At 62.2% G+C, this 20,202-nt stretch carries 26 protein-coding genes; all 26 read left to right on the top strand.

What is annotated here, in order from left to right:
* Positions 1–247 precede the first annotated feature (247 nt).
* Positions 248–622: a 30S ribosomal protein S12 gene (rpsL, locus tag DQ353_RS08020; protein WP_007271021.1), complete on the top strand. Its 375-nt coding sequence runs from the start codon at positions 248–250 to the stop codon at positions 620–622.
* A complete protein-coding gene (gene rpsG / locus DQ353_RS08015) occupies positions 622–1,092 on the top strand; it encodes a 30S ribosomal protein S7 (RefSeq protein WP_113762243.1) in 471 nt (156 codons plus the stop codon). The genes rpsL and rpsG overlap by 1 nt, the downstream gene beginning before the upstream one ends.
* An 81-nt stretch (positions 1,093–1,173) precedes the next feature.
* Positions 1,174–3,288, top strand: a complete 2,115-nt coding sequence (gene fusA / locus DQ353_RS08010) for an elongation factor G (protein WP_113762242.1) — start codon at positions 1,174–1,176, stop codon at positions 3,286–3,288.
* Positions 3,289–3,522: 234 nt separating this feature from the next.
* Positions 3,523–4,713: an elongation factor Tu gene (tuf, locus tag DQ353_RS08005; RefSeq protein WP_113762241.1), complete on the top strand. Its 1,191-nt coding sequence runs from the start codon at positions 3,523–3,525 to the stop codon at positions 4,711–4,713.
* A 217-nt stretch (positions 4,714–4,930) separates the two neighbouring features.
* A complete protein-coding gene (locus DQ353_RS08000) occupies positions 4,931–9,013 on the top strand; it encodes a hypothetical protein (RefSeq protein ID WP_113762240.1) in 4,083 nt (1,360 codons plus the stop codon).
* A gap of 87 nt (positions 9,014–9,100) precedes the next feature.
* The gene (locus tag DQ353_RS22225; protein WP_286166679.1) at positions 9,101–9,229 is read left to right on the top strand and encodes a hypothetical protein; all 129 of its coding nucleotides are present in this window, start codon (positions 9,101–9,103) and stop codon (positions 9,227–9,229) included.
* Between the two features lie 575 nt (positions 9,230–9,804).
* Entirely contained in the window at positions 9,805–10,113 is a 309-nt protein-coding gene (gene rpsJ / locus DQ353_RS07995; RefSeq protein WP_003803825.1) for a 30S ribosomal protein S10, read from the top strand.
* Between the two features lie 20 nt (positions 10,114–10,133).
* Positions 10,134–10,784 carry a 50S ribosomal protein L3 gene (gene rplC / locus DQ353_RS07990; protein ID WP_071212933.1) on the top strand — a complete coding sequence of 217 codons (651 nt, stop codon included), beginning with the start codon at positions 10,134–10,136 and terminating at the stop codon, positions 10,782–10,784.
* A gap of 4 nt (positions 10,785–10,788) precedes the next feature.
* A complete protein-coding gene (rplD, locus tag DQ353_RS07985) occupies positions 10,789–11,391 on the top strand; it encodes a 50S ribosomal protein L4 (RefSeq protein ID WP_113762239.1) in 603 nt (200 codons plus the stop codon).
* Positions 11,388–11,690, top strand: a complete 303-nt coding sequence (gene rplW / locus DQ353_RS07980) for a 50S ribosomal protein L23 (protein ID WP_071212935.1) — start codon at positions 11,388–11,390, stop codon at positions 11,688–11,690. The genes rplD and rplW overlap by 4 nt, the downstream gene beginning before the upstream one ends.
* A gap of 30 nt (positions 11,691–11,720) precedes the next feature.
* A complete protein-coding gene (rplB, locus tag DQ353_RS07975; RefSeq protein ID WP_113762238.1) occupies positions 11,721–12,560 on the top strand; it encodes a 50S ribosomal protein L2 in 840 nt (279 codons plus the stop codon).
* 12 nt (positions 12,561–12,572) lie between these two features.
* On the top strand, positions 12,573–12,854 hold the full coding sequence (gene rpsS, locus DQ353_RS07970) for a 30S ribosomal protein S19 (protein WP_068731512.1): 282 nt from the start codon (positions 12,573–12,575) through the stop codon (positions 12,852–12,854).
* Between the two features lie 57 nt (positions 12,855–12,911).
* On the top strand, positions 12,912–13,277 hold the full coding sequence (gene rplV, locus DQ353_RS07965) for a 50S ribosomal protein L22 (protein ID WP_071212937.1): 366 nt from the start codon (positions 12,912–12,914) through the stop codon (positions 13,275–13,277).
* A gap of 1 nt (position 13,278) precedes the next feature.
* The gene (gene rpsC / locus DQ353_RS07960; protein WP_113762237.1) at positions 13,279–14,109 is read left to right on the top strand and encodes a 30S ribosomal protein S3; all 831 of its coding nucleotides are present in this window, start codon (positions 13,279–13,281) and stop codon (positions 14,107–14,109) included.
* Positions 14,110–14,526 carry a 50S ribosomal protein L16 gene (gene rplP / locus DQ353_RS07955; protein ID WP_113762236.1) on the top strand — a complete coding sequence of 139 codons (417 nt, stop codon included), beginning with the start codon at positions 14,110–14,112 and terminating at the stop codon, positions 14,524–14,526.
* 2 nt (positions 14,527–14,528) lie between these two features.
* A complete protein-coding gene (gene rpmC / locus DQ353_RS07950; RefSeq protein ID WP_113762235.1) occupies positions 14,529–14,798 on the top strand; it encodes a 50S ribosomal protein L29 in 270 nt (89 codons plus the stop codon).
* Positions 14,798–15,085 (top strand): 30S ribosomal protein S17, encoded by a 288-nt coding sequence (gene rpsQ / locus DQ353_RS07945; RefSeq protein ID WP_113762234.1) that lies wholly within the window; start codon positions 14,798–14,800, stop codon positions 15,083–15,085. Before rpmC ends, rpsQ begins: the two co-directional genes overlap by 1 nt.
* 323 nt (positions 15,086–15,408) lie before the next feature.
* Entirely contained in the window at positions 15,409–16,284 is an 876-nt protein-coding gene (locus DQ353_RS07940) for an endonuclease/exonuclease/phosphatase family protein (protein ID WP_181578294.1), read from the top strand.
* 326 nt (positions 16,285–16,610) lie between these two features.
* Entirely contained in the window at positions 16,611–16,979 is a 369-nt protein-coding gene (gene rplN, locus DQ353_RS07935) for a 50S ribosomal protein L14 (protein ID WP_113762232.1), read from the top strand.
* A gap of 2 nt (positions 16,980–16,981) precedes the next feature.
* Positions 16,982–17,326, top strand: coding sequence for a 50S ribosomal protein L24 (gene rplX, locus DQ353_RS07930; RefSeq protein WP_071212944.1), 345 nt, complete (start codon positions 16,982–16,984; stop codon positions 17,324–17,326).
* On the top strand, positions 17,326–17,895 hold the full coding sequence (gene rplE, locus DQ353_RS07925) for a 50S ribosomal protein L5 (protein ID WP_113762231.1): 570 nt from the start codon (positions 17,326–17,328) through the stop codon (positions 17,893–17,895). Before rplX ends, rplE begins: the two co-directional genes overlap by 1 nt.
* A gap of 62 nt (positions 17,896–17,957) precedes the next feature.
* The gene (rpsH, locus tag DQ353_RS07920) at positions 17,958–18,356 is read left to right on the top strand and encodes a 30S ribosomal protein S8 (protein WP_071212946.1); all 399 of its coding nucleotides are present in this window, start codon (positions 17,958–17,960) and stop codon (positions 18,354–18,356) included.
* A 21-nt stretch (positions 18,357–18,377) separates the two neighbouring features.
* The gene (gene rplF / locus DQ353_RS07915; protein WP_113762230.1) at positions 18,378–18,914 is read left to right on the top strand and encodes a 50S ribosomal protein L6; all 537 of its coding nucleotides are present in this window, start codon (positions 18,378–18,380) and stop codon (positions 18,912–18,914) included.
* A gap of 2 nt (positions 18,915–18,916) precedes the next feature.
* The gene (gene rplR / locus DQ353_RS07910; protein ID WP_113762229.1) at positions 18,917–19,288 is read left to right on the top strand and encodes a 50S ribosomal protein L18; all 372 of its coding nucleotides are present in this window, start codon (positions 18,917–18,919) and stop codon (positions 19,286–19,288) included.
* Positions 19,285–19,992: a 30S ribosomal protein S5 gene (rpsE, locus tag DQ353_RS07905; protein ID WP_113762228.1), complete on the top strand. Its 708-nt coding sequence runs from the start codon at positions 19,285–19,287 to the stop codon at positions 19,990–19,992. The genes rplR and rpsE overlap by 4 nt, the downstream gene beginning before the upstream one ends.
* Before the next feature lie 2 nt (positions 19,993–19,994).
* Positions 19,995–20,201, top strand: a complete 207-nt coding sequence (rpmD, locus tag DQ353_RS07900; RefSeq protein ID WP_113762227.1) for a 50S ribosomal protein L30 — start codon at positions 19,995–19,997, stop codon at positions 20,199–20,201.
* Position 20,202 lies beyond the last annotated feature (1 nt).

The raw sequence follows: 20,202 nt of genomic DNA, 5'->3' as shown, positions 1-20,202 counted from the left end.
GGCCTCTCCGGAAGGGGCCCGGTGTCAGGGAGCGGGTGATCCGCGTGCTAAGCTTGTGCTAATTGTTTTTCATGTGTGGCAAATGGACACGGTCCGGGTTGCGGGTAGGTTGCGCAACAGATGCCACACTTTCGCACGCCTAGGGTCAAATCCGAAATCGCTGTGATGAAACGACTATAAACGCAGCGTCTCCAAGCAGTTTGATTGTGGGTGGCGCCGCAGAACAAAGAAACCGGAGGACACGAAAGTGCCTACTATTCAGCAGCTGATCCGCAAGGGTCGCTCGCCGAAGGTCACCAAGACCAAGGCCCCAGCCCTTAAGGGCAACCCAATGCGTCGTGGCGTATGCACCCGTGTGTACACCACCACCCCGAAGAAGCCGAACTCCGCACTTCGTAAGGTCGCACGTGTGCGTCTTGCCGGTGGCGTCGAAGTTACCGCTTACATTCCGGGTGTCGGCCACAACCTGCAGGAACACTCCATCGTGCTGGTGCGCGGCGGACGTGTGAAGGACCTCCCGGGTGTGCGCTACAAGATCGTACGTGGCGCTCTCGATACCCAGGGTGTCAAGAACCGTAAGCAGGCTCGTTCCCGCTACGGCGCCAAGAAGGAAGGTAAGTAATGCCTCGTAAGGGCCCCGCGCCACAGCGCCCCCTCGTCTCGGATCCGGTATACGGTTCCCCGCTTGTTACCCAGCTGATCAATAAGGTTTTGGTCGACGGTAAGAAGTCCACCGCAGAGCGTATCGTTTACGGTGCACTCGCAGGTGCCTTGGCCAAGAACGGTACCGACCCGGTTGTGACCCTGAAGAAGGCCATGGATAACATCCGCCCGGCCCTCGAGGTTCGCTCCCGCCGTGTTGGTGGCGCAACCTACCAGGTTCCCGTTGAGGTCAAGCCCGGACGCTCCACCGCGCTGGCTCTTCGCTGGCTCGTCGGCTACTCCAAGGCTCGCCGCGAGAAGACGATGATCGAGCGTCTCATGAACGAGATCCTCGACGCATCGAATGGTCTTGGTGCCGCTGTCAAGCGTCGCGAAGACACTCACAAGATGGCAGAGTCCAACAAGGCCTTCGCCCACTACCGCTGGTAAAAAGCGTTTTGTCCGGTTGGCGGGATTGGTCGCAGACCGGTTCCGCCAACGTCGCGGGCATATTCAACAAAGGGAGACATCGTGGCACAGGACGTGCTTACCGACCTTAACAAGGTCCGCAATATCGGCATCATGGCCCACATCGATGCCGGTAAGACCACTACTACGGAACGCATCCTGTTCTACACGGGTGTGAACCACAAGCTCGGCGAAACGCACGACGGTGCCTCGACGACCGACTGGATGGAACAGGAAAAGGAGCGCGGCATTACGATCACGTCTGCCGCCGTGACCTGCTTCTGGAACAACAACCAGATCAACATCATTGACACCCCGGGCCACGTTGACTTCACCGTTGAGGTAGAGCGCTCGCTGCGCGTCCTCGATGGCGCAGTTGCCGTGTTCGATGGCAAGGAAGGCGTGGAGCCGCAGTCCGAGACTGTTTGGCGCCAGGCCGACAAGTACAACGTGCCGCGTATCTGCTTCGTCAACAAGATGGACAAGCTGGGTGCTGACTTCTACTTCACCGTAGAGACCATCATCAAGCGCCTCGGTGCCAAGCCGCTGGTCATGCAGCTGCCGATCGGCTCCGAGTCCGAGTTCACCGGCGTTGTCGACCTGATGACCATGAAGGCTTTCGTCTGGGAGGGCGACTCCAAGGGTGACGTCACCATGGGTGCCGCCTACGAGACCCGCGAAATCCCGGCCGACCTGCTGGAAAAGGCCGAGGAATACCGCGCCAACCTGGTAGAGGCCGTCGCCGAGGGCTCTGACGAGCTCATGGAGAAGTTCCTCGAGGGCGAAGAGATCAGCATTCCTGAGCTCAAGGCCGGCATCCGCAAGATGGTCGTCAACTCGCAGCTCTACCCGGTCTTCTGTGGTTCCGCATTCAAGAACCGCGGTGTCCAGCCGATGCTCGATGCTGTCATCGACTACCTGCCGAATCCGATGGATGTTGGCGCGACGATCGGTCACGATCCGAAGAACGAAGAGATCGAGATCCGGCGCGAGCCGAATGAAACCGAGCCTTTCTCGGCACTTGCCTTCAAGATTGCAACCCACCCGTTCTTCGGCCAGTTGAACTTCATCCGCGTGTACTCCGGCAAGGCAACTCCGGGTACCCAGCTGCTGAACTCGACGAAGCAGAAGAAGGAACGCATCGGCAAGCTCTTCCAGATGCACGCCAACAAGGAAATGCCCGTAGACGAGGTCCACGCCGGCCACATCTACGCTGTGATCGGCCTCAAGGACACCACCACCGGTGATACCTTGTGCGATCCGGCACACCCGATCGTTCTTGAGTCGATGTCCTTCCCTGATCCCGTGATCTTCGTTGCCATTGAGCCGAAGACCAAGGGTGACCAGGAGAAGCTCTCGACGGCAATCCAGAAGCTTTCGGCTGAGGACCCGACGTTCACCGTCTCCCTCAACGAAGACACCGGCCAGACCGAAATTGGCGGCATGGGCGAGCTTCACCTGGACATCCTGGTGGACCGCATGCGTCGCGAATTCCGCGTTGAAGCCAACGTTGGCAAGCCGCAGGTTGCATACCGCGAAACCATCAAGAAGTCTGTGGAGAAGGTTGACTTCACCCACAAGAAGCAGACCGGTGGTTCGGGCCAGTTCGCAAAGGTCCAGGTCTCGTTCGAGCCCTTGGAAGTTGTTGACGGTGTCATCTACGAATTCAAGAACAGCGTTACCGGTGGCCGTATTCCTCGCGAATACATCCCGTCGATCGACGCTGGTATCCAGGACGCCATGCAGTTCGGCATCCTGGCCGGCTACCCGATGGTCGGCGTGAAGGCTATCCTCCTTGATGGTGCCTACCACGACGTCGACTCCTCGGAAATGGCGTTCAAGATTGCTGGTTCGCAGGTGTTCAAGGAAGGCGCACGTCGCGCCCAGCCGATCATCCTTGAGCCGGTTATGGATGTCGAAGTCCGTACTCCCGAGGAGTACATGGGCGACGTCATCGGTGACTTGAACTCCCGCCGTGGTTCCATCGCCTCGATGGAAGACGCTGCAGGCGTGAAGGTCATCCGTGCAACGGTCCCGCTGTCCGAGATGTTCGGTTACATTGGTGACCTGCGTTCGAAGACCCAGGGCCGTGCAGTGTACTCGATGACCTTCTCCAGCTATGCAGAGGTCCCGAAGGCAGTTGCCGAAGAGATCATCCAGAAGTCCCGCGGCGAGTAATCGTCCGGAGCAAGAATTGGCCGTGACCCCGATCATCGGGTGACTGGCCGCACGATGGGGCCGGTGCGGAGAGATCCAATCCGGCCCCGCCAGGCCAACTAACGGATCCCCCGTGGATCCCGCAGCTAACCACAATTTAAACATTTCACTAAGCCCCCAGTAGACTTGTACAAGTTTCGTCCGCGACCCGTGTGGACGAGGTACGTCTTCTGTAAACGTTTCTAGGAGGAACCTGTGGCAAAGGCAAAGTTCGAGCGGAACAAGCCGCACGTCAACATCGGCACCATTGGTCACGTTGACCATGGGAAGACCACGTTGACCGCCGCCATTTCCAAGGTGCTTGCTGACAAGTACCCGGATCTGAACGAGCAGCGCGATTTCGCGAATATCGACTCCGCTCCGGAAGAGCGCCAGCGCGGTATCACCATCAACATCTCGCACGTCGAGTACCAGACCGAGAAGCGCCACTACGCGCACGTTGATGCCCCGGGTCACGCCGACTACATCAAGAACATGATCACCGGTGCTGCTCAGATGGACGGCGCGATCCTCGTGGTTGCCGCCACCGACGGCCCGATGGCTCAGACCCGCGAGCACGTTCTGCTGGCACGCCAGGTTGGCGTTCCCTACCTGATGGTCGCACTGAACAAGTCCGACATGGTCGATGACGAAGAACTTCTGGACCTCGTGGAAATGGAAGTTCGCGAACTTCTCTCCTCGCAGGGCTTCGACGGCGACGAGGCACCGGTTATCCGTGTTTCGGGCCTGAAGGCACTGGAAGGCGACCCGGTTTGGGTCAAGTCCATCGAGGACCTGATGGACGCCGTCGACGAGCACGTTCCGACCCCGGTTCGTGACCGCGACAAGCCGTTCCTGATGCCGGTTGAAGACGTCTTCACCATCACCGGTCGTGGCACCGTTGTTACGGGCCGCGCCGAGCGTGGAACCCTCGCCATCAACTCCGAGGTCGAGATCGTCGGCATCCGCCCGGTCCAGAAGACCACGGTTACCGGTATCGAGATGTTCCACAAGCAGCTCGACGAGGCATGGGCCGGCGAGAACTGTGGTCTGCTGCTTCGCGGCATCAAGCGCGAAGACGTAGAGCGTGGCCAGGTCATCGTGAAGCCGGGTTCCATCACCCCGCACACCGATTTCGAGGCCAACGTGTACATCCTTTCCAAGGATGAGGGCGGGCGTCACAACCCGTTCTACTCGAACTACCGCCCGCAGTTCTACTTCCGCACCACGGACGTCACCGGCGTTATCACCCTGCCGGAAGGCACGGAAATGGTTATGCCCGGCGACAACACCGAAATGTCTGTCGTGCTGATCCAGCCGATCGCCATGGAAGAGGGCCTCGGCTTCGCAATTCGCGAAGGCGGCCGCACCGTTGGTTCGGGCAAGGTCACCAAGATCACCGCGTAAGTTCACTTCGCAGATCTTGACCTAATGGTCTAGGAAAGACCCCTGCAGCACTGTTTCGACAGTGCGGCAGGGGTCTTTCTTCTGTGCCCGCGGCATTTGCCTGGAAACCACCGGGCATTTATATCTAACGAATGTTCTGAATGGGGTACGCTGGAGTCCGCAAGCGGCCCTTGGCACTCGGGTGGCACAAAGACATAGGTGGAGGCGGGAAACCGGTATGGATGGGTTCGTCCTGATCGTGGTGGCCGTGGCCGTGGCCATGTTCCTTGCAGGGTTGTTCCTGGGCAAGCAACTGGCGTCCAACAGGTTCCAGTCCCGGCAACCGGCCCAAGCCCCGGCCCCCGACCGGGCGGCACTGGCCCTTGCCTGGCAGCGCGGCTTCGACTCGGCAACGCAGGAGGAGGCCCGGAAACGGGAAACCGGTGATGCACTCGGGCCCCAAGACGCCCCGACCGAGACCTCGGGACCGGTTCCCGGGGATCACCGCACCTCCATCGCCGTATCGCTGCAACACGGCCCGGCCCCGTTCAACCCGGCCCCATTCGGCCCTGCGGCGGCAGTTGGACCTCCCGGGCCCGGAAGCGGACAACCGCAATTCGCCGGTGCCATGCCCGCCGTGGCCCACGCGGGACAGTCCACGATGCCGCCCCCGCCTCCTCGGGTGCCAGTTGTTCCGGTGGACCCGCGCGTGCGCGCACTGCGGAACATCAACATCACCTTGTACGTCGCAGCACTGCTCATGGTTGCCGCGGCCTCGCTCTTCATTGCCCTGGCACTGCCGGCCGCGGCCAAGGTCGTGGGACTGGGCCTGGTCGCCGCGGGTTTCTACGGGGTTGGCCTGCTGATGCACGCGCGCAGCGTCCGGCTGCGACCGGCCGCCGCCGCGTTCACCGCGACCGGGCTCGCACTGATCCCGATGACCGGGCTGGCCCATTTCCTGCTGCTGTCCACCACCCCCGGGGCCAGCTGGTTCGTCACCTCCGTGGTGGGAACCGTCGCCTTCGCCTACGCCGCCGGGAAGCTGCAATCGCGCATCGTCGCCGGCCTTGGCACCACCTTCCTGGTCTCCACCGCCTACTCCGGCGGCGCGGTGCTCAACCGCGGACTGATCTACTACTTCCTCTTCAGCATGCTGCTTGCCACCGCGATCACGCTGGTCGGTGCCAGGAAACCACGCTGGGTCGGCAACATCCACGTGCAGTCATTCGCGCTCGCCCACCGGTACTTGGTTCCGGCCACCGTGCTTGCCGCGCTCCTGTCGTTCGCCGTGCTCGAAGCCAAGGACTACGGGTGGATCTTTGCCGCGGCGGCACTGTACTACGCCGTTGCGTTGATCGCGGCACCTGCGGTCGAACGGTTCGCGCACCTCGCCGCGGCCCGCATCTCGGCGATGGCCAGCATCGGGGCCTTCCTGCATGTGGCCGATATTTCGGCGACTGACATCTTCCGCATCATGGCCGCATTGCTCGTGGCGCAGCTGGTGCTGCTGGCACAATTCGCCCCGGGCTATGCGGGCAAGCTGCGCCTCAAGCAGGTCTCCGTCACCGGTGAAACCTGGGTCCTGCTGGCACTGGCGGGGCTGGCAGCGATGATCGGTGCGGAGTCGCTGCTGCGTGATCCGGGGTTTGCCGGCTCCAGGGGCGGCCTCGAGCTGAACTGGGCCCTGGCACTGCTGCTGGTGGCCGGTGTCTTCGTTGGCGCACGACTTGGCGGGAATTTCCGATGGGTCCCGTTGGGAGTCGCGGTCCTGGGCATCGTGGAACCGATGGACGGCAACCAGGGTCGCCAGGGGATCATGCTCGCCGCAGCGGCGCTGACCACCTGGTGGCTGGCTCGCAACGCCTCAGGCACCGGACGCTCGCCGCTTCGGTGGGCCGCGCGGATCGCATCGATCCCCGCAACGGGGGCATTGTTCTCGTACGCGGCGGCGGGCTGGGCACTCCAGCCGCGGTTCGGCAGCACCCTGATGGTGCTGCCCGGCACCGCGAGCCCGACCCGTTCCTCAGCCCTGGAGCACACCATCGAGGTGGCAACGCTGGTCGGCGTCGTACTGGCGCTGCTCATCCAGCTCTGCGTTGCCGCAGCACTGCTGTCCAGGATGCGGCGGAGCACACAAGCGGCGACGGCCCCCCGCCTTGAGTCGTTCGGGGAATCGCTGATCTTCGCCGGCGGCGTGCTGTGCACGGCGGTGGCCACCTGGTCCCTGTCGGTAATGCTCGGCTGGGGCGACTCCTTGCTCTACGCCGACGTGGATCCGGGAACCGCAGGGTTCGCCACGGTGTTGTGGCTGGGCTACCAATGGGACACCTTCTTGTTGTGGCTGGGCCTGCTCGCGGGCCTGGTGGGCGCCACCGCCATCCTGGGCCACCGTCGGGCACTGCATCGCACGCCGGGGGAGCGGACCGGGGCAGTCCTGGAACGGGTCCCGCTGGCCCTGGCCCACCTCGGCGGATTGGCCGCCCTGGGCGCCGGGCTTGGCATGGCCGCGGGCCGCGACCCCGCCTGGATGGTTGAACTCGTTGCCGTGCTGGGCCTGGCCCATGCCGGAATCCGGATCCTGGCCGGCACCGGACTGGCGGAGAAGGTGGGCTATTCGGTGCTGGCCCAGGCACTATTCTCCGGCACCGCATGGCACGTTGCCGACCGCTTCGACATGGACGGCCATGGCCAGTTTGCGCTGTTCGCCTTCACCATCGCGCTGGCCCAATCCGTTCGTGCCGCCGTGGGACGGACATCGGCCATGCCGAAGTACTCCGACCCCCGCACGCTGATGACCCTTGCCGCGGTGGTCCTGCTGATGCTGATCCCGGCGGTCTACCTGATGTCTCATGCCGGTGGATACGACCAGGCCGGGCTGTTGGTCCAGTTCCTGTGCCTGCTGGCGTTCTCCGGTGTCGTTGTCACAACCCATGTCCGTCGGGCTCCGGCCTTGCGGTACGTTGCGGTTCCCGCCGCACTGGGGCTGCTGGGACTGGTGCTTGTCCCGGCGCTTGGGCAGTCACTGCGATTCGGGGGCTGGTTGCCGACGCCGTTGTGGAACAAGGACGTCGCCGGCACGGTGCTGGTGCTCCTGCTTCTTGGCATCCTGGTCGCCGAGGTGCGCAACCTGGCCGGCAAGGACTGGCGCTGGGTGCGAGCCGTGGTGGCCGTGGCGTACTGGGTGGTGCTCTTCGGGCTGCATGACTGGCAGGAGCCCGGATGGCAGGTGATTGCAGGGCTGCTGGGCGCGGCCGGCTTCATGGTCTTCTCCGCCACGTGGGGCATCCCGCTGTTGCTGCTGGGCAGCTCCGCACTGGTGCTGTTGGCCTCGCTGCGCGGGGTGGACTTCATCCACGACCTGGCCCTGGAGCGGGGGAGCGAACCGCTGGACAGCATGATCGGACTCGGGGCCACCTGGGTCATCCTGCTGATCGCCTCGATCTTCGGTGACCGCTTTGGCGGGGAGCCGGTGCCGTTTGCCGCGGTCGTGCGGCGGGCTGCCGGCTGGGCCCCGGCCCACGCCCGGGTGCTTTTTTCCGCCTCGTTGGCGGCCCTTGGCCTTGGCGGGTTGCTCGGGCAGACGAACGATATCGATAGGCATGTCTATGCCGGGGCAGTGATGCTGCTGGTGGCGGTCTTCGCCGCGGCGGCGCTGGAGGTTCCGGCCCGCCTGCGGGAATCCGGATACGAGGTCGCCGCCCTGGTGGGCGCCGCGGTCATCCACCGTTGCTGGTGGGTCGGGGTTGGCGGGACAAGCACGTTTGCCGCCTTCTACTACTGGATCATCGTCCTGGGACTGCTTGCTGCCTACGAATTCCGGCGCAAGCGCGAACGGAACGGAATCGTTGTCCTGGGTGCGTCCTCGGTCTTGCTGTCGATGGCGGGGCTGGGAACCTTCCTTTCCTCCACCTTGGCCCAGCAGCTGGTGGTGTTGCTGACCTTCACGGCGCTGCTGGTCTTCGGGCTGGTGACCAGCCGGAAGATCTTCACGGTGTGGGGTGCGGTCGGGGTCGCCGTGGCGGTGCTGTGGTTCCTGCGTGGGTACACGTTCCTGCTGTTGTTGCTGATCGCGGCCGGCTTGATCGCCCTGGCGCTGTGGAGACTGGGGAAGATGAACAAGGGATCCCAGGACCACGATTCTCCCTCCCATCCGTATCCGCCGGCAGCAGTGCCGGCCGCGAGGCCGGCGCCCGCCGCCGGCCAATCGGAACCGGACCAAACGGTTTACGGGCCGACCGGACCGCAGGGCCCGGCTTCGCCACCGGCCGGCAGCGGCATGCCGTGGATGAGGCCGCACGGCCATGACGCCTCCGACGATTAGCACTGGGCCAACGGTGCCGGAGTGCAGCGCGCCATTGATTTGGCCGGATCCGGTGACCGGCTCCTGACAAGCGGTTACGCTGGCCACATGAAGTTCTTGATTTTCGTGTTGATCGTGGTGGTTGTTGTCGTGGTGGTCATGCGGCTGCGCAAGCAGTTCTCCAAGGAGATCCAGCGGGCCAAGGAGATCCGGCGATCCAGGGAAGACGACCAGTAGCAGTACGGCGGGCAGAAACGCGCCGGTGAGCTTACTCACGCGATTCTTCCTGTCCCTGCTCGAACCGGCGCCCCGAACCACCAGGTGCGGGGAATCGGCGACCGAAATTCCGGTGATTTTCCCGCGGCGGGGTTCGTGCGGGCCAATGTCCGCGCGCCGTCTGCAGCCGCTGGCAGGTGGCGCGGGAGAGCAAAGATTTGGTGTTTGGGCCCCGAACCTGACACACTAGACAAGTTGTTCGTGAGCATTTCCATGCTTCATGTCTGCCGATCGGGAAACCGACACCGGGACATGGATTTTTCAACCGAGATTGTGTCTCACCCGGGATAATGCCCGGGGCTGGGGAGCAATACAACCGAAATTCCTGGAAACACGAACAATGTCCCCCAAGGTTTTATACGGGTTCGGTGTCGCTGAAAAGTGCGACACGCCCGACCGCGGGGGTCGGGCTTCGGCGGATTGAGGAACCCGGATTTATCCGGATTCAGTTCGATGCGAGGCGTGCCGGTCCCGAAAGGGGCCCGTAGGGCACAGTAACTGTACAGAGAGTGCTAATTAGAAAGAGGCATCAAGCCATGGCGGGACAAAAAATCCGCATCCGGCTGAAGTCGTATGACCACGAGGTCATTGACGTTTCTGCCCGGAAGATCGTTGAGACGGTGACGCGCGCTGGCGCAACCGTAGTCGGCCCAGTGCCGCTCCCAACGGAAAAGAACGTGTACTGCGTTATCCGTTCACCCCACAAGTACAAAGACAGCCGTGAGCACTTCGAAATGCGCACGCACAAGCGTCTGATCGACATCATCGATCCGACCCCGAAGGCCGTAGATTCGCTGATGCGTCTTGACCTGCCGGCGGATGTCAACATCGAAATCAAGCTCTAAGGGGAGGTGGCGAGAAAACTATGACCGCAACCCGTAATGTAAAGGGCCTGCTGGGCACGAAGCTCGGCATGACCCAGGTTTGGGACGAGAACAACAACCTCATCCCGGTAACCGTTGTACAGGCCGACAGCAATGTCGTCACTCAGCTGCGCAACGCCGAGCGCGATGGCTACACCGCGGTTCAGATCGGCTACGGCCAGATCGACCCGCGCAAGGTCACCCAGCCGCTCGCCGGCCACTTCGAGGCAGCAGGGGTCACCCCGCGTCGCCACGTCGTTGAGCTGCGCACTGCCGACGCCGATTCCTACGCCGCAGGCCAGGAACTCACCGTCGAAATCTTCGCCGCCGGCCAGAAGGTCGACGTCGTTGGAACTTCCAAGGGTAAGGGCTTCGCCGGCGTCATGAAGCGCCACGGCTTCCACGGTGCTCCGGCATCGCACGGTGCTCACAAGAACCACCGTAAGCCGGGCTCCATCGGCGGCGCATCGACCCCGGGCCGTGTGTTCCAGGGCCAGAAGATGGCCGGTCGCATGGGCGCCGAGCGCGTCACCACGCAGAACCTCACGGTTCACGCTGTGGATGCCGAGAAGAACCTCCTGCTGATCAAGGGTGCCGTTCCAGGCGCTCGCGGCCGCGTCGTACTCGTGCGCACCGCTGTGAAGGGAGCATAACTAAATGTCTAAGGCACTTACTGTCGAGTTCCCTTCGGAGATCTTCGACGTTCAGACCAACGTTCCGCTGCTGCACCAGGTCGTCGTGGCCCAGCTGGCAGCTGCTCGCCAGGGCACGCACAAGACCAAGAACCGCGCCGAAGTTTCCGGTGCCGGTCGCAAGCCGTTCGCACAGAAGGGCACCGGCCGCGCCCGTCAGGGTTCAATCCGTGCTCCTCACATGACCGGTGGTGGCGTTGTCCACGGACCGACTCCTCGCGATTACAGCCAGCGCACCCCCAAGAAGATGAAGGCTGCTGCATTGCGCGGCGCCCTGTCCGACCGCGCTCGCAACAACCGCATTCACGTCATTGAAGCCCTGGTTGAAGGCACCACGCCGAACACCAAGGCAGCACTGGCCACCCTGCGCGCTCTGTCCGAGCGCAAGAACCTGCTCGTAGTCATCGAGCGCGCCAACGACGTTGTAGCCCTTTCGGTCCGCAACCTCCCCGAGGTCCACGTCCTGTACGTAGACCAGCTCAACACTTACGATGTGCTGGTTTCCGACGACGTAGTCTTCACCAAGGCCGCATTCGATGCCCTGGTCCAGAAGGAGGAAGCCAAATGAGCACCTTCTCAAAGGCTCCGCACGATGTGGTCATCGCACCCGTTGTTTCGGAAAAGAGCTACGGTCTGATCGACGAAGGCAAGTACACCTTCCTCGTTGACCCGCGTTCGAACAAGACGGAAATCAAGAACGCCGTGGAAGCTATCTTCTCGGTCAAGGTTGACTCCGTAAACACCCTTAATCGTGCCGGCAAGCGCAAGCGCACCAAATTCGGATGGGGGACTCGCAAGGCTACCAAGCGCGCGATCGTCTCCCTGAAGGAAGGCTCGATTGACATCTTCGGCGGTCCGCTTTCTTAAGCGGAGACCACTTTAACGAGGAATTAAACTATGGGAATCCGTAAGTACAAGCCGACAACCCCGGGCCTTCGCGGCTCGAGCGTTGCCGACTTCGCAGAAATCACCCGATCGACTCCGGAAAAGTCGTTGCTTCGCCCGCTCCACAAGACTGGCGGCCGCAACAACACCGGTAAGATCACCACCCGTCACAAGGGTGGCGGACACAAGCGCCAGTACCGTCTGATCGACTTCCGTCGCCACGACAAGGACGGCGTGCCGGCAAAGGTCGCTCACATCGAGTACGACCCGAACCGCACCGCTCGCATTGCGCTTCTTCACTACGCTGATGGAACCAAGCGTTACATCATCGCACCGAACAAGCTCGCCCAGGGCGACACCGTTGAGGCCGGCGCAAATGCCGACATCAAGCCTGGCAACAACCTGCCTTTGCGCAACATCCCGGTCGGTACCGTAATCCACGCTGTGGAATTGCGTCCCGGCGGCGGTGCAAAGATGGCTCGTTCCGCAGGTGCCTCGGTGCAGCTGGTGGCCCGTGAGGGTCGCTTCGCTCAGCTCCGTTTGCCTTCCGGCGAAATCCGCAACGTTGACGTGCGCTGCCGCGCAACCGTCGGCGAGGTCGGCAACGCCGAGCAGTCGAACATCAACTGGGGCAAGGCCGGCCGCATGCGCTGGAAGGGCGTTCGCCCGACCGTGCGTGGCGTTGCCATGAACCCTGTTGATCACCCGCATGGTGGTGGCGAAGGCAAGACGTCCGGTGGCCGTCACCCGGTGAACCCGAACGGCAAGCGCGAGGGACGCACCCGTCGTCCCAACAAGGACAGCGACAAGTTGATTGTTCGCCGTCGTCGTACCGGCAAGAACAAGCGATAGGAGCCTGGAAACATGCCACGCAGCCTGAAGAAAGGCCCCTTCGTCGATCAGCACCTTTTTGTTAAGGTCGCTGCTGAGAACGAAAAGGGCACCAAAAACGTCATCAAGACGTGGTCCCGCCGTTCGATGATCATCCCCGACATGCTCGGGCACACGATCGCCGTACACGACGGACGCAAGCACATCCCCGTGTTTGTCACCGAGTCGATGGTCGGGCACAAGCTCGGCGAGTTTAGCCCGACCCGGACGTTCCGCAGCCACGTGAAGGACGACAAGAAGGGCAAGCGCCGCTAACCCGCAAGGGTTCAGCGAGTGCTTAGCACTTCTTCGAGAGACGAGAGAAGGAAAGCAATGGAAGCCAAGGCAATTGCGCGCCATATCCGCGTGACGCCTATGAAGGCCCGGCGCGTCGTCAACCTTGTTCGTGGCAAGCAGACGAACGAAGCACTGGCGATCCTGAAGTTTGCCCCGCAGGCAGCTTCAGAGCCAGTGTTCAAGGTTGTAGCATCGGCAGTGGCTAACGCCCGTGCCGCCGCAGACCGCGAGGGTGTCGCGTTCAACGAAGACGAGCTGTTCATCAGCGAAGCGTTTGTTGACGAGGGTCCGACCATGAAGCGGTTCCAGCCGCGTGCTCAGGGTCGGGCATACCAGATCAAGAAGCGCACGAGCCACATCACTGTGGTCGTCGCAACCCCTAAGAAGGGTGGGGAAGAGTAAAATGGGACAGAAGGTTAACCCGCATGGGTTCCGTCTCGGTATCACTACCGACCATGTTTCGCACTGGTTCGCCGACAGCACCAAGGTCGGACAGCGTTACAAGGACTTCGTAAAAGAAGACATCCGTATCCGCGAACTGATGACCGTTGGCATGGAACGCGCCGGCATCGCCCGCGTGGAGATCGAGCGCACCCGTGACCGTGTTCGTGTGGATATCCACACCGCACGCCCGGGCATCGTTATCGGTCGCCGCGGCGCCGAAGCCGATCGCATCCGTGGCGAGCTCGAAAAGCTCACCGCCAAGCAGGTTCAGCTGAACATCCTCGAGGTCAAGAACCCCGAGATCGAAGCCCAGCTTGTTGCCCAGGGCATTGCAGAGCAGCTTGCTTCGCGTGTGGCTTTCCGCCGCGCGATGAAGAAGGCCATGCAGTCGGCAATGCGCGCAGGTGCCAAGGGCATCCGCGTACAGTGCTCGGGTCGTCTTGGCGGGGCAGAAATGTCCCGCAAGGAGTTCTACCGCGAAGGCCGTGTGCCGCTGCACACCCTGCGTGCGAACATCGACTACGGCAAGTTCGAAGCCAAGACCACCTTCGGCCGCATCGGCGTGAAGGTCTGGATCTACAAGGGCGACGTGACTTCGAAGGAACTGGCAGCCCAGGCTGCAGCAGCTCCGGCCCGCGGTCGCGGCGATCGTCCCGGCGGACGTCCGGGTGGACGCCCCGAAGGTGGCGAACGTCGTCGTCGCCCCGAGCGCAGCGCAGCTCCAGGTGCAGAAGCAGCTCCGGCTGTTGAGGCTCCCGCAGCAGCAGTTGCAGAAGGAGGACAGGCTTAAATGCTTATCCCACGCCGAGTAAAGTACCGCAAGCAGCACCACCCCGGTCGGAGTGGCGCAGCTTCGGGCGGTACCACGGTAGCCTTCGGCGAGTACGGTATCCAGGCCCTTACACCGGCCTACGTTACCAACCGCCAGATCGAGGCAGCTCGTATCGCAATGACCCGCCACATCAAGCGTGGCGGCAAGGTCTGGATCAATATCTATCCGGACCGTCCGCTGACCAAGAAGCCTGCCGAAACCCGCATGGGTTCCGGTAAGGGTTCGCCGGAATGGTGGGTCGCAAACGTCAAGCCGGGACGGGTTCTCTTTGAACTCTCCGGTGTCAGTGAAGAGGTAGCACGCGAGGCATTGCGCCTGGCAATCCACAAGCTGCCGTTGAAGGCACGCATTGTGCGTCGCGAAGGTGGTGAATAGGAATGGCAATCGGATCCAAGGATCTAGCAACCGAAGCACTGGACGGCTTTGATAACGCCCGTCTGGTCGAGGAGCTCAAGAAGGCCAAGGAGGAGCTGTTCAACCTCCGTTTCCAGTCGGCCACCGGTCAGCTCGAATCGCATGGCAACTTGAAGACTGTCAAGCGCGACATCGCTCGTATCTACACCGTGCTTCGCGAACGCGAGCTGGGCATTCGTCCCGACGTTGTAGTGCCGGTCGAAGAGACCAAGAAGAGCAAGGAAGCCAAGTAATGAGCGAGAAGGATAACGTCGTGGATGCAGCTGCAGAGCGCAACGACCGCAAGACCCTCCGTGGTTACGTGGTTTCCGACAAGATGCAGAAGACCATCGTCGTTGACGTCGAGGACCGTGTAAAGCACGCCCTCTACGGCAAGGTCATGCGTCGCAACAAGAACGTCAAGGCTCACGACGAAGAGAACAGCGCCGGCATCGGCGACCTCGTTCTCATCGCCGAGACCCGCCCGCTGTCTGCCGACAAGCGCTGGCGCCTCGTGGAAATCCTCGAAAAGGCCAAGTAAGCCCTTTCGCTGGTTTTCACCCTGACGTGAACCAAGCTCAACACCCCGGGACAGCTGGATTTATCCAGCCGGTGCCGGGGTGTTTTGCGTTCCCGCGGTACACCGCCGGCAGCGTGGGAGCCTTGGCCGGGACCCGGGGCGGCAGGCTTCAACACAATCGGTTGGGAGCCACGCGATGGCCAACGCCGGGGCAGGACGGGCGTGGGCAGGTCGTGCACCCAAGAACCGTGGCATGATCCCCGTGGTTCTTGCCGGGGTGCTGTTGGCGGTCCGGGAAGAACCTGGACGTTGGCGCTTCCAGGTCCCCGGCGGTGCTTCAGGCCGTGCTTGCGGTTCTTGGCGTGGCCACGCTGGCCCTCAACCTGGTGCTGGTCCTTCGACACGTCTGGATTCCAGCGGCGGTGCTGCTGGTGTGCGCGGCCGTGTCGTTGGTCCCCGCGCTCCAACCCGTTGCCGGGGGAGCGTGTGCTCCGGGCGAACCGGTGACGGTGCTGTCCCTGAACGCGGGGCGTGGGAATGCCGATCCGTCGATGGCTGCCGATGTGATCATCGCGTCAGCCCCGGATGTGTTGGTGCCGGTTGAGGCAAGCGAGGCGATGCCGCGGTCATTGGGCACGGCCCTGCCAAAGTGGCAGTACCACCACAGGACCGGGTTCGTGGTCACCGGAGGAGCCGTGGACACGGTCATCTTCTCCCGGCACCCGATGCGTTCCGAGGCAGCGGCGGCCAGGCAATCGGCCGGCGCGCTCCTTGAGGTACCGGTGGCGGTTATCGACCACCCGCGGGCGGGCCGGATCCGCGTGGCCGGGATCCATCCGGTGCCACCTACCCACGGCCCGGCATCCTGGGCGGACACCTTGTCCACCGTGGAACGCCGGGCGGGGCAACATGCCGACTTGCCGCTGGTGCTGGCGGGGGACGTCAACGTCACCAGGACGCACCCCGGGTTTCGGGCACCCGCGCACGGATTTTCCGAGGCCTCCCCGGCGTTCGGCCCCCTGGCCACCGTAACCTGGCCGGCCAACGGCGCCGTTCCCGCCTTTGCCGCCATCGACCATGTGCCGGTGCGCGGCCTTGGCGTCATGGACTCCGCGCGCATTGCGGTGGCAGGAACGGACCACCACGGGATCGTGGCCAAGCTGGCCTTCTGCCGGTGGGCGACTGGCCGTCGGCACCCGAATCGCCGCGGATGCTTGTGACCAAGGACCCCATTTTGCCCCATAGCACACGGTTTCGGGATCACGCATTCTTGCGGTAGACTTTTTATTCTGTGCGCGTTAAGTATGGGGACTATCCACCTCCTGCGTAAAGCACAGTGCAGCCGGAGGGTTTTTTACGGGCCCGGAAGGTTGTGCGGCACAGCTCTGAGCCCAAGCCTCGGCCCTGCTTCCCCAGCATCATGTTGTTGCGCATTCGTGCGTTGCGAACAGCGGTGTATGGAGGTGGGGGTAAGCAGAAGCTGAGATGGACCATATCCGTTCCGCAAGGCTCCCTAGGAGAACCAGCGAGACGACAGGAGTAAAAAGTGATTCAGCAGGAATCGCGACTGAAGGTTGCCGACAACACCGGTGCTAAGGAAATCCTTACCATTCGTGTTCTCGGTGGCTCTGGCCGTCGCTATGCAGGCATCGGCGACGTAATCGTCGCTACCGTCAAGGATGCAATCCCTGGCGGAAACGTAAAGAAGGGTGACGTCGTGAAGGCTGTCATCGTTCGCACCAAGAAGGAGCGCCGTCGTATAGACGGTTCCTACATCAAATTCGACGAGAACGCAGCTGTCATCCTCAAGGCTGACGGCGAGCCCCGCGGAACCCGTATTTTCGGACCGGTTGGGCGTGAACTTCGCGACAAGAAGTTCATGAAGATCGTTTCCCTGGCTCCGGAGGTGCTGTAACCATGGGTGCAAAAATTAAGAAGGGTGACCTTGTTCAGGTCATCGCCGGTTCCGACCGCAACAAGCAGGGCAAGGTGCTGAAGGTATTCCCCGCAGCGCAGCGCGTTCTTGTTGAGGGCGTCAACCGCGTCACCAAGCACACCAAGGCCGGCCAGACCGAGCGTGGCACGCAGACCGGTGGCATTGAGGTCGTTGAGGCCCCGATGCACATCTCGAATGTCGCAATCGTTGACCCGGAGACCAAGAAGCCGACCCGCGTTGGCTTCCGCGAGGAAACCGTGGAGAAGAACGGCGTGTCCAAGACCGTCCGTGTTCGCTTCGCCAAGTCTTCCGGAAAGGCACTGTAATGACTGAAGCAGCTGTGAACATCCAGCCCCGCCTCAAGGCCAAGTACAAGTCTGAAATCCGCGAAGTCCTGACGAGCGAGTTCAACTACGCCAACCCGATGCAGGTCCCTGGCCTGGTCAAGGTTGTTGTGAACATGGGTGTCGGCGAAGCCGCCAAGGACTCCAAGCTCATCGAAGGCGCAGTCCGCGACCTCACCGCCATCACCGGCCAGAAGCCGTTGGTAACCAAGGCACGCAAGTCGATCGCACAGTTCAAGCTGCGCGAAGGCATGCCGATTGGTACCCACGCCACCCTGCGCGGAGATCGCATGTGGGAATTCGTGGATCGTCTGGTTACGCTGGCACTGCCGCGTATCCGTGACTTCCGTGGCCTGAGCCCGAAGCAGTTCGACGGCAACGGCAACTACACCTTCGGTCTCACGGAACAGTCCATGTTCCACGAAATCGATGTTGATTCCGTTGACCGCGTTCGCGGCATGGACATCACCGTAGTGACCACCGCGAAGACCGACGACGAAGGCCGCGCCTTGCTCAAGGCCCTGGGCTTCCCGTTCAAGACCGCCAACTAGATCAACTACGTTGCAGGTCCGCGCTTGCGCGGAAACCGTAGCGAGGAAGGGCAGAAGCCCAAATGACAATGACAGATCCTGTCGCAGATATGCTGACTCGTCTGCGCAACGCCAACTCGGCTTACCACGACACGGTTTCCATGCCGTCGTCGAAGCTGAAGGTGCGAGTTGCCCAGATCCTCAAGGAACAGGGCTACATCGGCTCGTTCGTTGAAGAAGCAGCGGAGGTTGGCAAAAAGCTGACCATCACCCTGAAGTTCGGCCCGAGCCGCGAGCGTTCAATCGCTGGCGTCCGCCGTATTTCGAAGCCGGGCCTGCGTGTATACGCAAAGTCCACCAATTTGCCGCACGTCCTTGGTGGCCTCGGCATTGCAATCCTGTCCACGTCCTCCGGTCTCCTCACGGACCGCCAGGCAGCCAAGAAGGGTGTAGGTGGGGAAGTCCTCGCCTACGTCTGGTAACGGGAAAGGGAGAAAGAAACCATGTCACGTATTGGACGTCTTCCGATCACTGTTCCTGCCGGCGTTGAGCTCAAGATTGATGGCGACGTTGTCTCCGTCAAGGGCGCCAAGGGCGAACTGAACCACACCGTAGCAAGCCCGATTGCAGTTGTTCTCGAAGAGAACACCGTAACCGTGTCCCGCCCGAACGACGAGCGCGATTCGCGTTCGCTGCACGGCTTGACCCGCACCCTGATCGAAAACATGATCATCGGTGTCACCGCTGGCTACGAAAAGAAGCTCGAAATCCACGGTACCGGTTACCGCGTTGCAGCAAAGGGCTCGAACCTCGAGTTCGCCCTGGGCTTCTCGCACCCGGTTGTTGTCGAGGCTCCCGAGGGCATTGCCTTCGTGGTCGAGGGCAACACCAAGATCACCGTTTCGGGTATCAACAAGCAGCAGGTTGGCGAAGTATCCGCCAACATCCGCAAGCTCCGCAAGCCTGACCCGTACAAGGGCAAGGGCGTTCGGTACGCTGGCGAAATCATCCGCCGCAAGGTCGGAAAGGCTGGTAAGTAACCATGGCTCTCGGAATCAAGGGTAAGAGCAAGGCAGCCGCACGCGGCCGTCGCCACCTGCGCGTTCGCAAGCGCATCACCGGCACCGAGGTGCGTCCGCGCCTGGTCGTCAACCGTTCGGCACGCCACATCTTCGTCCAGGTCGTTGACGACAGCAAGGGCACCACCCTTGCTTACGCCTCGACCATGGAAGCCGACATGCGCGGCTTCGAAGGTGACAAGTCCGCCAAGGCCAAGCGCGTTGGTGAGCTCGTCGCCGAGCGCGCCAAGGCCGCAGGCATCGAATCCGTGGTCTTCGACCGCGGTGGCAACAAGTACCACGGTCGCGTGGCTGCTGTTGCTGACGGTGCACGCGAAGGTGGGCTGGCGCTGTGAGCGAAGCAACTAACAAGAAGGAAACTCAGGTGTCTGAAGCTACTGAGGCAGTCGCGACTGCTCCTGCCGCTGACAAGGCCGGAGCCGCTCGCGGCGAAGGCCGTGGACGTGGCGGCGAAGGCCGTGGCCGTGGCGAGGGTCGTGGCCGAGGCCGCGATTCGAAGGATAGCCGCAACGATGACAAGGACAAGTTCCTTGAGCGCGTTGTAGCCATCAACCGCGTATCCAAGGTCGTCAAGGGTGGTCGTCGCTTTAGCTTCACCGCGCTTGTGGTTGTGGGTGACGGCAACGGTCTCGTTGGCGTTGGCTACGGCAAGGCCAAGGAAGTTCCGGCAGCAATCGCCAAGGGCGTTGAAGAAGCCAAGAAGTCCTTCTTCCGCGTTCCCCGCGTCGGCACCACCATCCCGCACCTGGTGCAGGGTGAAGCCGCTGCCGGCGTTGTCCTCCTGCGTCCGGCTGCTCCGGGTACCGGCGTTATCGCCGGTGGTCCGGTTCGCGCCGTACTGGAATGCGCAGGCATCCACGATGTTCTGTCGAAGTCCATGGGCTCGAGCAACCAGATCAACATTGTCCACGGCACCGTTGCCGCGCTGAAGCTCCTTGAAGAGCCTCAGGCAGTAGCAGCACGTCGTGGCCTGCCGTTGGAAGAAGTTGTTTCGGCACAGATGCTCTGGAACATCCAGAACCAGAAGGCAGGTGCGTAATAGTGGCGAAGAACATTGTCCCTAGCGACGCAACTCTGACAATCACCCAGATAAGGTCCACCATTGGTGGCAAGCAGAACCAGCGCGACACCCTTCGCTCGCTCGGTCTGAAGCGCATCGGCCACACCGTGGTCCGTACCGCCGACGCCGTCACCGTAGGCATGGTCAACACGGTTCCGCACCTCGTAAAGGTTGAGGAGGCGAAGTAAT

It is taken from the genome of Arthrobacter sp. AQ5-05, from assembly GCF_003287975.1.
GTDB lineage: Bacteria > Actinomycetota > Actinomycetes > Actinomycetales > Micrococcaceae > Paeniglutamicibacter.
The sequence above is the reverse complement of the archived record's forward strand: the minus strand, read 5'-3'. Positions and strand labels throughout refer to the sequence as shown.